This window comes from Streptomyces sp. NPDC005706, from assembly GCF_040631045.1.
Taxonomy (GTDB): Bacteria; Actinomycetota; Actinomycetes; order Streptomycetales; family Streptomycetaceae; genus Streptomyces.
The window spans coordinates 19,864-34,686 of sequence record NZ_JBEXYS010000019.1 but is presented as its reverse complement, the minus strand read 5'-3'; the positions used below and the strand labels follow the sequence as shown (position 1 = coordinate 34,686).

Here is a 14,823-nt window from a genome sequence, read left to right as displayed (position 1 = left end):
CGGGGCTCCGTACCGGGCTTCGGCTGCGCGGTACGGCGAGGCGGGGGGGCGTACGCCCCTGACCGGGGCCGTACGGCGGCGGCCGGGGCGCGCCGGGCCGCCGGCGCGGGTCCGGGCGCGCCGGCGGCGGGCGGTGTCACACGGCGGGCTCGGTCACCACGGCGAGCGTGCCCTCGAGGTAGGCGCCCCGGGTGGCGCGGCGCTGGATCTTCCCGCTGGACGTCTTGGGGATGGTGCCGGGCCGGACCAGCACGATGTCGTGCAACGACAGGCCGTGGGCCTCGCCCACGGCGGCCCGGACCACGTCGGTGATCTTCTCCGCCTCACCGGCGCTGTCCGGGGCGATCTCGGCGACGATCACGGGCCGTTCGCCGTCCGCCCCGGCGTCCACGGAGAACGCGGCGGTGCAGCCGGGGCGCAGCGCCGGATGGGTCAGTTCGGCGGTGAGCTCCAGGTCCTGGGGGTAGTGGTTGCGGCCGTCGATGACGATGAGGTCCTTGAGCCGGCCGGTGACGAACAGCTCGCCGTCCCGCAGCAGGCCGAGGTCGCCGGTGCGCAGGAACCGGCCCTCGTGTCCGGCGAGTTCGGCCCGGAAGGTCTGGCGGGTGGCGAGCGCGTTGCGCCAGTAGCCCTTGGCGACACTGGCTCCGCCGACCCAGATCTCGCCGACCTCGCCCGCGGGCTGTTCCCGCAGGCTCTCCGGGTGGACGACCGCCACGGTGACGCCGGGGCCGGGCCGGCCGCAGCCGACGGCGGCCGCGTCGGCCTCGCCAGCGTTCGGGGTGCCGTCGGCCGCGGCGAGCAGGGTCGGCGGGGTGCCCGCGGTGCCGCCGGTGACCATCAGGGTGGCCTCGGCCAGGCCGTAGCAGGGGTAGAGGGCCTCGCGGCGGAAGCCGGCCGCGCCGAAGGTGCCGGCGAACCGGCGCAGGGTGGCCGCGCGCACCGGCTCGGCGCCGTTGAAGGCGACCTTCCACGAGCTGAGGTCGAGGCTGCCGAGGAGCTCCGGGTCCGCGTGCTTCAGGGCGAGTTCGTAGGCGAAGTTGGGGGCGCCGCTGGTGTGCGGGCGGTACCGGCTGACGGCGGTGAGCCAGCGGGCCGGCTGCTGGAGGAAGTGCAGCGGCGAGAACAGGGTGGCGGTGGCGCCCAGATAGACCGTGTTCAGGACCGGGCCGATGAGGCCCATGTCGTGGTAGACCGGCAGCCAGCTGACGAACAGCTCGTGGTCGTGTGCGGCCATCGCCTCGGGCGTGTGACCCATGCGCTCGGTGATGACCGCCTCGTTGTCCAGCAGGTTGCCGTGGGTGACGGCGACCCCGCGGGGCGCGGAGGTCGAGCCGGACGTGTACTGGAGGAACGCGACCGTGTCCGGGGTGAGTTCGGGTTCGCGCCAGCCGGCCGCCGCGTCGTCGGGGATGTCCTCGGTGGCGAGGCGGGTGATCCGGCCGAGCTCGGGCAGGTGCTCCGCCATGCCGTCGAGCGCGGCGAGCACGCCGCGGTCGCCCAGCACCACCTTGGCATCCGCGTCGGCCATCAGCCGCTTCATCCGGGTGAGCGCCCGGTGGTTCTGCGCGCGGCCCTGCGGGGGCACGCCCGGTACGGCGATCACACCGGCGGCGAGGCAGCCCAGGTACGCGCAGATGAACTCGAGACCGGGCGGGTACAGCAGCATGGCCCGCGAGCCGGCCAGCCCGCGGTCCTGGAGCCAGGCGGCGACGGCGCGGGAGCGTACGGCCAGCCGGCGGTAGGTGAGTTCCTGGATCTCTCCGTCGCAGTCACCGGTGACGAGGTGACGGTACGCGGTGCGCTCGGGGTGGTTCGAGGCGTGCGTGGTCAGCAATTCGACCAGGGATCGTGCCATGGGACGAGTCTCACCTGTCTGAATGAGTGGCGAGGAGACAGGAGTTCGGTGCGGCGTCACGCGCACACCCCGGAGCCCGCCGCGACCCGGCCCCGTTGCCGGGTCGTTCGAGCTCGACCCTCCGCGCAAGGCGCCGTGGTCCTACGGCTCCTCGCGGTCCCCCCGCAGCAGTTGCTACCGACAAGTAGCACCATAGCAAGTCTGTTCGGCCGAAATGCCGACCGTGCGTGAACGCTTCGTATCCAAGCACACCGGCCGGAACCGCGTCGATGACGACCGCGTGAACGGACGCCACCGGACGGCCGTTGCGCCACGAAGGCGGCGACGGAGGTTCAGCGGCCTCCTCCCGCCGGCACGCCGGGGCTTCTCGCGGAGCGCACCCGGTCCGGCACGCAGCGCAACCCAGTGCCGCCTTTCGGCCCAAGTGCCGGAAATGTGAAACCGCCCTATCGTTCTGTCATGGAGCACGCACTGAGTCCCGCAACCCTCGCCGAACTGCGGCGCCCGCGTCCCTACCCGGCGGTGTCCGTGCTGACGCCGACACACCGCCGCGAACCCGAGAACGGGCAGGATCCCGTCCGGCTGCGCAACGTGGTCGCCGAGGCCAAGAAGCGGCTGGAATCCGACCCCTCGGTCACCCGGGAGCGGCGCGCCGAGGTCGTGACCCAGCTCGACCGCGCGCTGGCCGAAGTGGATCTGGCGCACGCCGAGGACGGCCTGGTGATCTTCGCCGCCCCGGGAGAACACCAGGTCTGGTCCCTGTCCCGCACCGTCCCCGAGCGCGTGGTGCTCTCGGACACCTTCCTCACCCGCAACCTCGTCTCCGCCCAGGTCGCCGAGCGCCCCTTCTGGGTCATGTCGGTATCCGCCGACCGCGTCACGCTGTGGAGCGGCGGCGAGGACCGGGTGGTCGAGGACCGCACCGGCGGCTTCCCCCTCATCCGCAGACAGGAGAACTTCGACGCCGAGCGCGAGATGCGCCGCGGCGACCTGCCGAGCACCTTCACCGACGAGGGCACGCGCCAGTTCCTGCGCGAGGCGGACACCGCGATGAGCGCGGTCCTGCGCGACCAGCCCCGCCGGCTGTACCTCACCGGCGAGGACGCGGCGCTGTCGCTGCTGGAGGAGGCCGGCCAGATCGCCAGGAGCGCCGTCCACGTACGGCACGGCGGTCTCGCGCACGCCGGGCCCGAAGCGGTGTGGCAGGCGCTGCAGCCCGTGCTGCGGGAGGAGGACTGGAAGGGTACCGACCTGATCGTCGGGGAACTGGTCGCCGCCCGGGGCCGGCGCAACTTCGCGGCCGGGGTGGACGAGCTGTGGCAGAACGCCCGGGAGGGCCGGGTGCGGCTCCTCGCCGTGGAGGAGAACTACCGCACGACCGTCCGCGACGACGGCGACCACCTGGTCCCGGCGGAGCAGGGTGACATGGACGCCCGGGACGACATCGTCGACGAGATCGTCGAGCAGTGCCTGGAGACCGGCGCCGACGTGCGCTTCGTGCCCGACGGCACGCTGGGCGACGCGGGCGGGATCGCGGGGGTGCTGCGCTACTGAGGCACCCCGCTGAGAGCGCTTGCCCGGCGGCGTACGCTACGGCGTGATCGCCGGCGAGAGGGAGCGCGCACATGGGTGACCTGCTGGGTGTGGCCGTACTGGGTGCCGGACACATGGGAGCCGACCACATACGGCGGCTGGACCGGGTCGTCGGCGGCGCCCGGGTGGCCGCCGTGGCGGACCCCGAGCCGGAGCGGGCGAAGGACGCGGTCGCCGGCATCGACGGCGTCAGCGTGCACACGGATCCGGTGGCCGCGCTGGACGCGCCCGGCGTCGGGGCCGTGCTGATCGCCTCCCCCGGGCCCGCGCACGAGGAGGCGCTGCTCGCGGCCTTCCGGCGGGACCTGCCGGTGCTGTGCGAGAAGCCCATGGTGCCGGACCCGGCGGGTGCGCTGCGGGTGGCCGAGGCCGAGGCCCGGCTCGGCCGCCGGCTCGCGCAGATCGGCTTCATGCGCCGCTACGACGCCGAGTACCGCCGGCTGAAGTCGCTCCTCGACGGGGGAACCCTGGGCCGTCCGCTGATGCTGCACTGCACGCACCGCAACGTCTCCTCCCCCGGCCACTTCACCAGCGCCATGCTGATCAACAGTTCCGTGTCGCACGAGATCGACGCGGCCCGCTGGCTGCTCGGGCAGGAGCTGACCGCGGTGACCGTACTGCGTCCGGCCCCCTCGGCGGGCGCGCCGGAGGGCCTGGCCGACCCGCAGTTCGTGCTCTTCGAGACCGAGCGCGGCGCGCTGGTCGACGTGGAGGTCTTCGTCAACTGCGGCTTCGGCTACCAGGTGCGCTGCGAGGCGGTGTGCGAGGCGGGCAGCGCCCGGATCGGCGACGGGCACTCCATGGTCGTCACCACCCCGGGCGGCGCGGGCGAGGAGGTGGCGCAGGACTACCTGGTCCGGTTCGCCGACGCCTACGACCGTGAGGTGCGGGAGTGGGTGGACGCCACCCGGCGCGGCGAGGTCACCGGCCCGGACGTCTGGGACGGCTACGCGGCCTCCGTCGTCGCCGAGGCCGGGGTGCGGGCGCTGGAGACCGGCGGCCGGGTGACCGTCGAACTCGCGCCGCGCCCGGCCCTGTACGCCGGCGCCGGCCGCTGACCCGGCGCTCAGACCCCGTCGAACAGGCTGCTCAGCCCCCGCTCCACGACCGCCGCCAGGTCCTCCTGCCCGGCCGGCACCAGGGCGTGGCTGTTCAGCAGGAAGCGGCGCAGCGCCGAGGTCGGGAACTGCAGCAGGGCGAGGCCGCACGGCGAGTGGAACTCCAGGACCGTCCGGGTGCGGCCGTACGGCCATATCCGCACGTCGCCGTGGCCCGCCGGGGCCCGCAGTCCCTGGTCCAGCAGCGACCGGGCGAAGGTCCAGGTGACCTCGTCGCCCACCAGGGTGGCCTCGGGCGGGAAGTCCACGAAGACGGCCAGTGGGTCGTCCGCCCTGTAGCGCAGGATCGCCGACACCGGGAGCTCCCGGTCCTCGGCGGTGATGAGACGGGCGGTGGCGGGCTGTTCGACAATGAGGTCCATGCAATTAAGGAGTCCGCGGCGGCCTTTCACAGGACGTCAATTCCGGACAGAATTGATGCGCGTCGAACAGCGGGCGCCGCAATGGAACACCAGAGCGTCGAACACCTGGCTCAGCGCGACCCGGAAACCCTCCGCCATCACACAAGTCCCGTAGTCGGCCTACGACTTGACTCCCCGTTCGCGTACGCCATACGTACCCTCGGAACACTCCGGGAAGACTCTGGCATATGCCGGAAGCACCACCGTATCGTGTGTTGCCAAATCCCTTACAGGGCGTCGCGGGCTGTGCAACAGTCATAACGGTCCCTCCGTCCTTCTTGGCCGTACCGTCCCCTCCCCATCGGAGTGCGTCATGCCGTCCCCAGTCTCCGCGGACCGCTCAGCCCCCCAGCCGCCGGGGCGCGGCTCGGTCGAGGCGTTGATAACGCAGACGCGGCGACTCAAAGGCGACATGGTCGCCGTGCGGCGGGACACTCAGGACGACGGATCGGACCCGGAGGAGCGCTGGCAGCGGGCTCTGTACGACCTCGCACTGCACCAACTGGACGATCTCGACGCGCACTTGGCGCAATTGCGGGACGGCCCGGTGCCCGCCGAGGCGGAACCGGCCGTGTTTCCGGCCGTCCGGCCCGCACCGGCCGGCACCCCACGCGGATCACTGCTCAGCCGCGTCGGCAGCGCGGAGTGGAACTTCCTGACGGACGAGGCGAGCTGGTCCGGGGAGCTGTACGAGATCCTGGGCCGCGACCCGGACGCCCCGGCGCTCACCCTGGACGAGCTGCCCTCCCTGGTCCTGGACGAGGACCGGCCGAAGCTGACCGCGTTGGTGACCGACTGCCTGGTGGACGCGCGGCCCATCGACGGCGAGTTCCGCGTCGTGCGGCCGGACGGCTCGGTGCGGACGGTGCACATGATGGGCGAGCCCGTGCTCGGCCCCGACGGCGGCACCACCTCGATGTGGTCCGTGCTGCGGGACGTGAGCGAGCTGCGCCGGCACCGGCGGACGGTGCGGGACAGCCACGACTCGCTGCAGCACCACCGCAGTCGGGCGCAGACCGAGCACCGGCTCGCGGCCGAGCTGCAGGAGGCCGTGCTGCCGCCCTGGCGCGGCTCACTGCGGCTCCCGCACCAGGGACCGCGCACCCTCGACCTGGCCGCCCACCATCTGCCCGCCACGGCCGGCACGCTGATCGGCGGCGACTGGTACGACGCGCTGGAGCTGGCCGACGGCGCCACCCTGCTCAGCGTCGGCGACCTCACCGGACACGGCGTCGCGGTCGCCTCCGGCATGGCGATGCTGCTCGGCGCGGTGCGCGGCATGGCTATGGTGGGCACCCGCCCCGGCGAACTGCTGGGCCTGCTGAACCAGTTACTGGACGCCACCGTGCAACCCGCCCTCGGCAGCGCCGTCTGCTGCCACTACCGGCCCGAGGACCGCGCCCTGGTGTGGGCGCAGGCCGGACACCCCGCCCCACTGCTCTACCGCGACGGGACGGGGAGTCCGCTGAACGCGCCGGACGGCGTCCTGCTCGGCGCCACCACGGGCGCCACCTACGGAGAGACCGAAGTCACCCTGGAGCCCGGTGACCTGGTCCTGCTGCACACCGACGGACTCGTGCCGGACCACGGCTCCACGAGCGCCATGGACCGTCTGCGCGACCTCGCTCCCCGCTTCGGCGCGGCGCGCACCGCTCAGGACTGTGTGCGCACGGTCGTGGAGGAGTTCGGCGGAAGCGAGCGCGAGGACGACGCCTGCGTCCTCGTGGCCAGGGTGACCGGCTGACCGGCTGACCCGAACGCGGCGCACCGCCTCCTATGCCGGTGCGCTGCCGTCGCCCCTGCCCCTCGGCTTCGGCAGGGCGAGCTCGATCTCCTCCCGCAGTTCGTGGATCCTCGGGTAGCCGGCGTACTCGGCGGTGAGCCGGTACATCTCGCGCAGTCTGTCCCACGTGCGCCGGGAGGAGTTCGATCCCATGGACATCAGGGCCAGCCGTGCGTAGCGGTCGGCCTGTTCGGGGTCGTCGGCGATGAAGCAGGCCGAGGCCATGGAGAGATGGTCGAAGATCTTCGACCGCTCCCGGCCGTCCACCCGCAGGGCCAGCGCCTTCTCCGCGTAGTGCTGCGCGTGCACGGCCGCGTCCGGGTCGAACTCGGCGAGCGTGCGGTACGCGAGGGCCTGCATGCCGTACAGATCCTCGTCCTTGAAGGTCTGCATCCAGCCCGGCGGTTCCACGTCCTGCCGGTCGGAGACGAACAGGTCCTCCGCCTGGCCGAGAGTGCGGCGCATCGCCTGGCCCTTGCCCATCGACGCCTGCGCCCAGGCCTCGATGGTGTGGAACATCGCCTTCGTACGCGGCTGGAGCCGCTCCCCCGCCCCGGAGCGGGCGAGTTTCATCAGGTCCAGCGCGTCGTCGGGCCGGCCGAGGTGCACCATCTGGCGGGCCGCCCGGGACAGCGCCTCCCCGGCGCGGGGCCGGTCACCGCCCTCGCGGGCGGCGTGCGCGGCGATGACGAAGTACTTCTGGGCCGTGGGCTCCAGGCCGACGTCGTGCGACATCCAGCCCGCCAGGACGGCGAGGTTGGCGGCGACGCCCCACAGGCGCCGCTGGAGATGGGATGGGTGATGGTAGGCGAGCATGCCGCCCACCTCGTTGAGCTGGCCCACGACCGCCTTGCGCTGGAGCCCGCCGCCGCGGGCCGCGTCCCAGGCCCGGAACACCTCTACGGAGCGCTCCAGTTCCTCGATCTCCTGCGACCCGATGGGGGCGGCCTCGTAGCGGTCGAACCCAGCGGGGTCGGCGTGCAGGGGATCGTCGACGACAGGGGCGTCGGCCTTCAGGGATGGGTCGGTGTGCAGCCAGTCGTGCATGGCGCTGCTGAGTGTGGATCCCGCGGCGAGCGCGGCACCCGCGCCCACCAAGCCGCGTCGGTTGAGCATGAGGTCCATTCCCGTGAATTCGGTGAGGACCGCGGCCGTACGTTCGGGCGCCCACGGCACACCGTCGGGATGTTCCTCGATCCCGTCGCCCTGCCGTCTTCCCGCACGCCCGTGCCGTACCAGACCGAGGTCCTCAATGGTCACGACACGGCCGAGACGCTCGGTGAACAGGGCCGCCAGCACCCGCGGCACGGGATCGCGCGGGATCTCTCCCGTGTCGATCCAACGCCGCACCCGGGAGGTGTCGGTCGACAGCTGGGGGTGGCCCATGGCCGCCGCCTGCTTGTTGACCAGCCTCGCGAGTTCGCCCTTCGACCAGCCGGCCAGGCCGAACAGGTCCGCAAGGCGGGTGTTGGGTTGTCCGCTCACGTCAAGCCCCCAGGTTCTCGGCTGACTTGACAGTAGCCCCGTGGAGGTTGCCGAGCGACTATTCGCCAGGGTTCGCCAGGGTGCGCCAGATGGTGTGCCACTGGGCATCGGGTGTCGAGTAGGAACGCGCCACCCCGCCCCGGTCGTCACCATCCGATGCGGGCCCACTCCCCAGGGTGGGTCCGGGCGGCCGGGCCGGGTGGGCGCACGCACAGCGTGGATGTACAGGCAGGCACCGCAGGCACACGAAGGGATCTGTATCTCCCATGTACGCAGCATCATCCTCCGTGTCCGCTCCGCCCCGGCCGCTGCGTCCCCGCCCGGCGGGCGGCGGACCCTACCTCGACCCGGCGGCCCGGCCGACGGCCCCCGTGCTGGGCGCGGGCCGGCCGCGGCGCGTTCCCGGGCAGCCCGGATCCCAGCCGCTCAGCGGCAGACTCGACCTCTCCGGTCCGCAGGGCGCGCAACTGCGCACCGCGCTCGCCTCGGTGCACCGGATCTGCCCGGAGTTCGCCCCGGTGCAGGTGCTGCGCCGCAGCGGACGCTCGGTCCTCCTGGTCGGGACGACGGGACGCAGCACGGCCGTGGCCAAGTGTCTGCTGGACCAGTCGCCTGCCTGGGCCGAGCGGTTCCGTCACGAAATAGCCGCATACCGCTCGTTCGTCCGGCACCGCCCGCCCGTGCGCGTGCCGAGGCTGATCGCGGCGGACCCGGACAACTGCACCCTGGTGATCGAGCGCATGCCGGGCCGGGTGGCCGCGCTCCAGCGCCATCCGCTGGAGGCCCCGCCCCGGGCGGACATCCGGGCCGCGCTCGGCGCGATCTGCCGGCTGAACGCCTGGCGCCCCCCGGCGGGCACCTTCGACGCCCCGCTGGACTACGCGGCGCGCATCGCCCGGTACCACGAGCTGGGTCTGCTGACCGACCGGGATCTGGGCGATCTGCAGAAGCTGCTGCACGGCATCGCGCACGCGGCGGGCCGCCAGGGGATGGGCCAGTTCTGCCACGGCGACGCGTTACTCTCCAACATCCTTCTCTCACCGGCCGGTCCAGTGCTGGTGGACTGGGAGCACGCGGGCTGGTACCTGCCTGGGTACGACCTGGCGACGCTGTGGCTGGTACTCGGGGACGCGCCGGTGGCACGGCGTCAGATCAGCCAGATCGCCCAGTCGGCGGGACCGGCCTCCCGGGACGCGTTCCTGGTGAACCTGATGCTCCTGCTGACCCGTGAGATCCGCACCTACGAGACGGCCGTGCAGCGTTCGATGCACGAGGCGGCCCCGGCGGCACCGGGCACGGCCCTCCCGGGCGTCGCCCCGACCGGCGAGGAGCAGCGGCTGCTGCTCAGGCGGCTGCACGACGACTGCCAGCTGGCCCGCCGGGCCGTGCGCGCGGCGGTCGGCACTCGCTGACGCGGGACCAAGGTCCGCGGTGCGCCCGAAGCGGCGGCGCACCGCGGACCTTGGTGCGTGCGGCCCCCGCGTGAAACCTTTCCACGGAGGCGGTCCCGCCGCTCCGCCGGACACTCCACTGGTGTACGCCACTGACGCCCCGCAGGCCCGTGCACCACCGCGGCGAAACTCGCCGAACCCCTGCGTGACATGGGAAATCATCCCGCCGAAGGCATCATTGACGGATCGTCGGCAAGCCGGTACCACTGACCAAGCTCGGCCCCGCACGCCCCGCCACGACCCGCCTGTCACAGGAGTCCGCATTGCGAGGATCCGCCACCGACCCCACGTCCACACCCGGCCGGAGACATCTGCGGCGTACCGCCGTCACCCTGGCCTCCGCGGGCCTGCTGCTGCCGTTGCTCGGCGCGGGCCCGGCCCAGAGCGCCCCCGAGTCCTCCGCCGGCGAGCTGCGGAGCGCGTTCGCCACCGCCGCCGCCGAGTACCACGTGCCGCAGAGCGTCCTGCTGGCCGTCTCCTATCTCCAGTCCCGCTGGGACACGCACGCCGGGGCGCCCAGCGTGACCGGCGGCTACGGCCCCATGCACCTCACCGACGCGCGCACCGCGCTCGCCACGGCCGAGCACTTCGCCGAGGGCGCCGAGGACGCCCGCGGCGACAGCGCCCGCCCGGCCCCGCACCCCGACGTCCAGGTGCCCGCGAGTTCCGAGCTGCCGGCCCGGCTCAGGACGCTGTCCCGGGCGGCCGAGCTGACCGGCCTGCCGGCGGCCGAGCTGCGCACCGACCCGGCGGCGAACATCGCCGGCGGTGCCGCGCTGCTCGCCGCCGCGCAGAAGGAGCTGGGCGAGCCCCTCGGCGCCGGCCCGGCCGGCTGGTACGGCGCGGTGGCCCGCTTCTCCGGCGCCGACGACACGGCGACCGCGGCGGCGTACGCGAACGACGTCTACGACGTACTGCGCACGGGCGAGGAACGCGTCACGGACGAGGGCCTGCGGGTGACGCTCGCCGCCCAGCCCCAACTGGAGCCGGAGACCGATCAGTTGAAGCGGACGGGGCTGCGCACGGCCCCGGCGGACGACGTGGAGTGCCCGAAGTCGGTGTCCTGCGAGTCGGTACCGGCGCCGTACGAGGAGTTCGGCGACAACGACTACGGCAACCACGACCTGGGCGACCGTCCGCAGTCGCAGCGGATCAAGTACATCGTCATCCATGACACCGAGGGGTCCTGGGACGGGGTCATGAAGCTGATCCAGGACCCCACGTACGTGTCCTGGAACTACACCATCCGCTCCACCGACGGTCTGATCGCCCAGCATGTGAAGGCGAAGGACGTGGCCTGGCACGCGGGCAACTGGGACATCAACGCCCGGTCCGTCGGCATCGAGCACGAGGGCTTCCTGACCTCGCCGGACGCCTGGTACACGGAGGCGATGTACCGGTCCTCGGCGCGCCTGGTGAAGTACCTGTCCCGCGGCTACGGCATCCCGCTGGACCGGCAGCACATCCTGGGCCACGACAACGTGCCCGGCCCGACGGCCGCCACGGTCCCCGGCATGCACACCGACCCGGGCCCGTACTGGGACTGGCGGCACTACTTCCAGCTGCTCGGCCACCCGTTCAAGCGCACCGGCGGCAAGCACTCCTCGCTGGTGACGATCCTGCCGGACTACGCCGCCAACCAGCCGGTGTACACGGGCTGCACCACCAAGGGCGAGCCCTGCGCGGCGCACGGTTCCAGTGAGGTGCGGCTGCACTCCGACCACGACGAGAGCGCCCCGCTGATCCAGGACATCGGTCTCGGCACGGTGCCGACCGACGGGGTCAACGACCTGTCGTCCCGGGTCTCGACCGGTCAGCGGTTCGCGGTCGCCGACCGCTGGGGCGACTGGACGGCGATCTGGTACCTCGGCCAGAAGGCGTGGTTCCACAACCCGCGCAAGCAGCCCACGGCGGTACGTGCCGCGGGGCTCGTCGTCACCCCGAAGGACGGCGCGGCGAGCATCCCGGTCTACGGCAGGGCGTACCCGGAGAAGGAGGCCTACCCGGCGGGGGTGCCCGCGCAGTCGGTGGTGCCGCTGAAGTACACGATCCCGGCCGGGCAGAAGTACGCGGTCGGTGACCTGATGCCCGGTGAGTACTACTACGCCGTCACCTTCACGCCCGACTCGCACCGGGTCGTGAGCGGCAAGGACCTGTACTACGAGATCCAGTACGGGCACCGGGTGGCGTTCGTGCGCGCCGCGGACGTCACCGTGGCGGGAGCGGCCCGCTAGTACCCGTCCGTCAGCCCTGCTGGAAAAGCTCCGCCGGGAGCGGCTTCAGCAGGGCGTACAGGTCGTCGGTGATGGGGCGGTCCCAGGCGGCGATGGTCACCAGGACGCCGTCGCTGCGGTCGAACTGGACGCAGGAGATCCGGCCCTCGGAGAGCTTCAAACGCCGCACGATCAGCAGGTTGTCGCCCTGGAGGACCGGGGTGTCCTCGGTGCCGACGACGGTGATCTCCTCGTCGTTCTCCAGCGCCAGAAGCAGCTGGGCCACCTCGAAGGGGATCTCGCCCTCGGCCACCTCGCGGGCCGGGGAGCCCTCGGGAAGATTGCCGATGATCATGGCGGGGCCGCGGCCGCCGAAGAGGTCGTAGCGCAGGAAGACACCCTGGCAGGATCCGTCGGGGGCGGGCAGCAGGCCCGCGCCGAGGTTGCCCGGCCAGTCGCCCGGGTCCATGGCCAGCACGTCGAATTCGGGTCCGGCGGGAGTGGCGCTGCGGCGGCGGAGGAACGACATGCCGCAATGGTACGTGCACGCGCGCGTCCGCCGCCGTGTGGGAGCCCGCACGGCGGCACCCGGATTCCCCCGGCCGGCCTGGATCTTCCGCCCGGGCCGGGCGGCTTCCGGGAGCGGGGACGTCACTCCTTCGGTGGCGCCGGCGGGACGACCGCGATCGGGCACGCCGCGTGCAGCAGGACGGCCTGGGTGACGGAGCCCATCATGCGCGCGGGCGCGAGCAGGCGCCGCCGGTGGCGTCCGACGACGACCAGGGCGGCCTCCCCGGACGCGGTGACGAGATGGCCGGCGGCGTCGCCGGGCAGGACCTGCACCTCGGTGTCGACGCCGGGGTGCCGCTCGCGGTGCGGGGCGAGGAAGCCCTCGACGAGGGAGCGGGTCTCGTGCTCGACGGCGTCCTGGTCGATCGGGGGCGGCACCGTCTGGCCGGGCGCGGACCAGGTCTGTGCCGGCCACGGGTAGGCGGCGATCACCTGGACGCGGGCCCCGCGCAGGGCGGCCTCGGTGAAGGCGAACTCCAGGCCGGCCCCGTCGGGGCTGTCGGCGTGCAGACCGACGACCACCCGGGCCCCGGGTACGGCGGGACCGCCCTCGGGGATCTCGCGGCCGGGCCGGGGCACGATGACCACCGGGCAGTCGGCGTCGCGTGCGGCGGCCAGTGAGTTGGAGCCGAGCAGCAGGCTGGTGAAGCCGCCCCGGCCCCGGGAGCCCAGCACCAACAGCTGGGCGTCTGCGCCGAGTTCGGGCAGTACGGCGCCGGGCACACCCTCCATGGCGACGTACTCGGCGGGCGGGGCGTCCGCGTCGTCCCGCAAGCGGGCGCGCACCTCGTCGAGCACCGGGTCGCCCTCGGCGTCGGGCGGCCCGGCGACCAGGACGTCGGCCTGTCCCCAGGCGGCGTACTGCCGGACGTGCACCACCCGCAGCGGTGCGGCGCGGCGCCGGGCGGCGTCCACGGCCCACTCCAGGGCCCGCCGGCTGTCGTCGGAGCCGTCGACCGCGGCGATGACCGGCGCAGTGCTCATTCCTTGCCCACCTCCGGAACACGACCTTCCCCTTGCTGGGGCCAAGCCTCGCGCAGGCTGCGGCCCCGGCAGGGCGCTGTGGGTCGCGTGTCCGGAATTCCGCGGGGAACACCCCCGGATCGGCGTGCGACGGGCTAAGGGCTCAGGTGAGGTCGAACTCGCCCTCGCGCGCGCCGGAGACGAAGGCGCCCCACTCCGCGGGGGTGAAGATCAGGGACGGGCTCTCCGGGCGGCCGCTGTTGCGCATCGCGATGAATCCCTCGACGAAGGCGATCTGCACATCGCCCAGTCCTCGGCTGCTGGACTGCCACTCGGCCTCGCTGAGGTCCAGCTCCGGCTTGTCCCAGCCCACGAGCGGCTGCTGCTGGGTGATGGTCTCGGCCACGTCCGTGCTCCTCCCGGTTCGTCGTCCGCGAGTCAGCCTAGCGACCGGTTCCCACGGCGGACAGGCCACGTGAGGAGGACTTTCGGGTCGCCTCAACGGGACGGGACACCGTCTTCCCCGAGGAAGGCGAGGACCCGGCGGACGAAGTGCCCGGGGTCGTCCAGCCAGGGGTAGTGACCGGCGCCGGGCTGGACGCTCACCTCGGCGCCGGGGAGGCACTCGGCGGCCCGGTGGGCCAGGGCGGGGCTGGGGCCGCCGTCGTACTCGCCGGCGTGGATCAAGACCGGCGCGGTGAGCGCGGCGAGCGCGGCCCTGGTGGCGTCCGGAGTGAAGACGCCCTCGGCGTTGTAGTGCTCGGCCGCCTCGTCGTTGGTCTGCGCCTCCTCGGGCTCCGCGTGCGCCCGGGCGGTGTCGTCCCAGCGGCCGTAGAAGAACGGCAGGAACACCTCGTCGAAGTCGGCGTCCCCGGCGAGCCATGCTTCGTAGGCGGGGAAGGCCCGGCCGAACCACGGCTCGTCCGCCCGCAGCCGGGCGGCGGCGAGCCGGTCGTCGGGCGTGGCCCGCATGCCGAGGGCCGAGGGGTTGGGGGTGATCAGTGCCAACCGCCGGATCCGGTGGGGGTGGCGGGCCGCGTACAGCAGGGCGAGGCTGCCGGCCGCCGAGTGGGCGAGCAGGTCCATCCGCTCCAGGCCGAGGTGGATCCGCCACCGCTCCACGTCGTCGACCATGCGGTCGCAGCGGTAGGTCGCCGGGTCGGCGGGTGTCCCGGAGTCGCCGGTGCCCCGCAGGTCGAGCAGGGCCAGCCGGCGGTGCGCGGTGAGGCCGCCCAGGTCACCGAGGTAGACGGAGGCGCGCATGGGGCCACCGGGCAGCACGGCAAGGGGCGCACCCTCGCCCCTGAGGTGGTAGGCGAGCGTGGTCCCGTCGGCTGCTGTGAAGGTCGGCATGCCGTGATCATTCAGGCCCGCCCCGCCCGGCCGCA

Annotated in this window: 12 protein-coding genes; 5 read left to right on the top strand and 7 right to left on the bottom strand. The window is 73.1% G+C overall.

Annotated features, from left to right (window positions below; translation table 11 throughout):
- Positions 1–136: 136 nt before the first annotated feature.
- Positions 137–1,858 (bottom strand): fatty acyl-AMP ligase, encoded by a 1,722-nt coding sequence (locus ABZ478_RS26190; protein ID WP_359553094.1) that lies wholly within the window; start codon positions 1,856–1,858, stop codon positions 137–139.
- A gap of 459 nt (positions 1,859–2,317) precedes the next feature.
- On the opposite strand from ABZ478_RS26190, the gene ABZ478_RS26185 reads away from it, so the two are divergent.
- Both ABZ478_RS26185 and ABZ478_RS26180 read left to right on the top strand, forming a co-directional pair.
- Complete coding sequence (locus ABZ478_RS26185; protein ID WP_359553093.1) at positions 2,318–3,412, top strand: chemotaxis protein; 1,095 nt, start codon at positions 2,318–2,320, stop codon at positions 3,410–3,412.
- A gap of 71 nt (positions 3,413–3,483) precedes the next feature.
- A complete protein-coding gene (locus ABZ478_RS26180; RefSeq protein WP_359553092.1) occupies positions 3,484–4,509 on the top strand; it encodes a Gfo/Idh/MocA family oxidoreductase in 1,026 nt (341 codons plus the stop codon).
- Positions 4,510–4,517: 8 nt separating this feature from the next.
- Here ABZ478_RS26180 and ABZ478_RS26175 read toward each other — a convergent pair whose 3' ends face one another.
- Positions 4,518–4,931 (bottom strand): SsgA family sporulation/cell division regulator, encoded by a 414-nt coding sequence (locus tag ABZ478_RS26175; protein WP_359553091.1) that lies wholly within the window; start codon positions 4,929–4,931, stop codon positions 4,518–4,520.
- A gap of 352 nt (positions 4,932–5,283) precedes the next feature.
- Between ABZ478_RS26175 and ABZ478_RS26170 the strand changes: the two genes are divergently transcribed.
- Positions 5,284–6,714 carry a SpoIIE family protein phosphatase gene (locus ABZ478_RS26170; protein WP_359553090.1) on the top strand — a complete coding sequence of 477 codons (1,431 nt, stop codon included), beginning with the start codon at positions 5,284–5,286 and terminating at the stop codon, positions 6,712–6,714.
- A 30-nt stretch (positions 6,715–6,744) separates the two neighbouring features.
- On the opposite strand, the gene ABZ478_RS26165 is transcribed toward ABZ478_RS26170, so the two are convergent.
- Positions 6,745–8,238 carry a hypothetical protein gene (locus ABZ478_RS26165; protein WP_359553089.1) on the bottom strand — a complete coding sequence of 498 codons (1,494 nt, stop codon included), beginning with the start codon at positions 8,236–8,238 and terminating at the stop codon, positions 6,745–6,747.
- A 266-nt stretch (positions 8,239–8,504) separates the two neighbouring features.
- On the opposite strand from ABZ478_RS26165, the gene ABZ478_RS26160 reads away from it, so the two are divergent.
- Together ABZ478_RS26160 and ABZ478_RS26155 are read left to right on the top strand one after the other, a co-directional pair.
- Positions 8,505–9,650, top strand: coding sequence for an aminoglycoside phosphotransferase family protein (locus ABZ478_RS26160; protein WP_359553088.1), 1,146 nt, complete (start codon positions 8,505–8,507; stop codon positions 9,648–9,650).
- Between the two features lie 302 nt (positions 9,651–9,952).
- Positions 9,953–11,923 (top strand): peptidoglycan recognition family protein, encoded by a 1,971-nt coding sequence (locus ABZ478_RS26155; protein ID WP_359553087.1) that lies wholly within the window; start codon positions 9,953–9,955, stop codon positions 11,921–11,923.
- A 10-nt stretch (positions 11,924–11,933) separates the two neighbouring features.
- Here ABZ478_RS26155 and ABZ478_RS26150 read toward each other — a convergent pair whose 3' ends face one another.
- The 4 genes from ABZ478_RS26150 to ABZ478_RS26135 all read right to left on the bottom strand — a co-directional run bounded on the left by ABZ478_RS26150 (position 11,934) and on the right by ABZ478_RS26135 (position 14,788).
- A complete protein-coding gene (locus ABZ478_RS26150; RefSeq protein ID WP_358934283.1) occupies positions 11,934–12,431 on the bottom strand; it encodes a hypothetical protein in 498 nt (165 codons plus the stop codon).
- Between the two features lie 122 nt (positions 12,432–12,553).
- On the bottom strand, positions 12,554–13,456 hold the full coding sequence (locus ABZ478_RS26145; RefSeq protein ID WP_359553086.1) for a universal stress protein: 903 nt from the start codon (positions 13,454–13,456) through the stop codon (positions 12,554–12,556).
- A 142-nt stretch (positions 13,457–13,598) separates the two neighbouring features.
- Positions 13,599–13,841 (bottom strand): DUF397 domain-containing protein, encoded by a 243-nt coding sequence (locus tag ABZ478_RS26140; RefSeq protein ID WP_359553085.1) that lies wholly within the window; start codon positions 13,839–13,841, stop codon positions 13,599–13,601.
- A gap of 92 nt (positions 13,842–13,933) precedes the next feature.
- Entirely contained in the window at positions 13,934–14,788 is an 855-nt protein-coding gene (locus tag ABZ478_RS26135) for an alpha/beta hydrolase (protein WP_359553084.1), read from the bottom strand.
- Between the last annotated feature and the right edge of the window lie 35 nt (positions 14,789–14,823).

Bases quoted from the DNA above. Each gene is read 5' to 3' on its own strand.
- ABZ478_RS26175 (WP_359553091.1), bottom strand. From the start codon at position 4,931: ATGGACCTCATTGTCGAACAGCCCGCCACCGCCCGTCTCATCACCGCC.
- ABZ478_RS26135 (WP_359553084.1), bottom strand. From the start codon at position 14,788: ATGCCGACCTTCACAGCAGCCGACGGGACCACGCTCGCCTACCACCTC.
- ABZ478_RS26190 (WP_359553094.1), bottom strand. From the start codon at position 1,858: ATGGCACGATCCCTGGTCGAATTGCTGACCACGCACGCCTCGAACCAC.
- ABZ478_RS26160 (WP_359553088.1), top strand. From the start codon at position 8,505: ATGTACGCAGCATCATCCTCCGTGTCCGCTCCGCCCCGGCCGCTGCGT.
- ABZ478_RS26185 (WP_359553093.1), top strand. From the start codon at position 2,318: ATGGAGCACGCACTGAGTCCCGCAACCCTCGCCGAACTGCGGCGCCCG.
- ABZ478_RS26170 (WP_359553090.1), top strand. From the start codon at position 5,284: ATGCCGTCCCCAGTCTCCGCGGACCGCTCAGCCCCCCAGCCGCCGGGG.
- ABZ478_RS26180 (WP_359553092.1), top strand. From the start codon at position 3,484: ATGGGTGACCTGCTGGGTGTGGCCGTACTGGGTGCCGGACACATGGGA.
- ABZ478_RS26145 (WP_359553086.1), bottom strand. From the start codon at position 13,456: ATGAGCACTGCGCCGGTCATCGCCGCGGTCGACGGCTCCGACGACAGC.
- ABZ478_RS26150 (WP_358934283.1), bottom strand. From the start codon at position 12,431: ATGTCGTTCCTCCGCCGCCGCAGCGCCACTCCCGCCGGACCCGAATTC.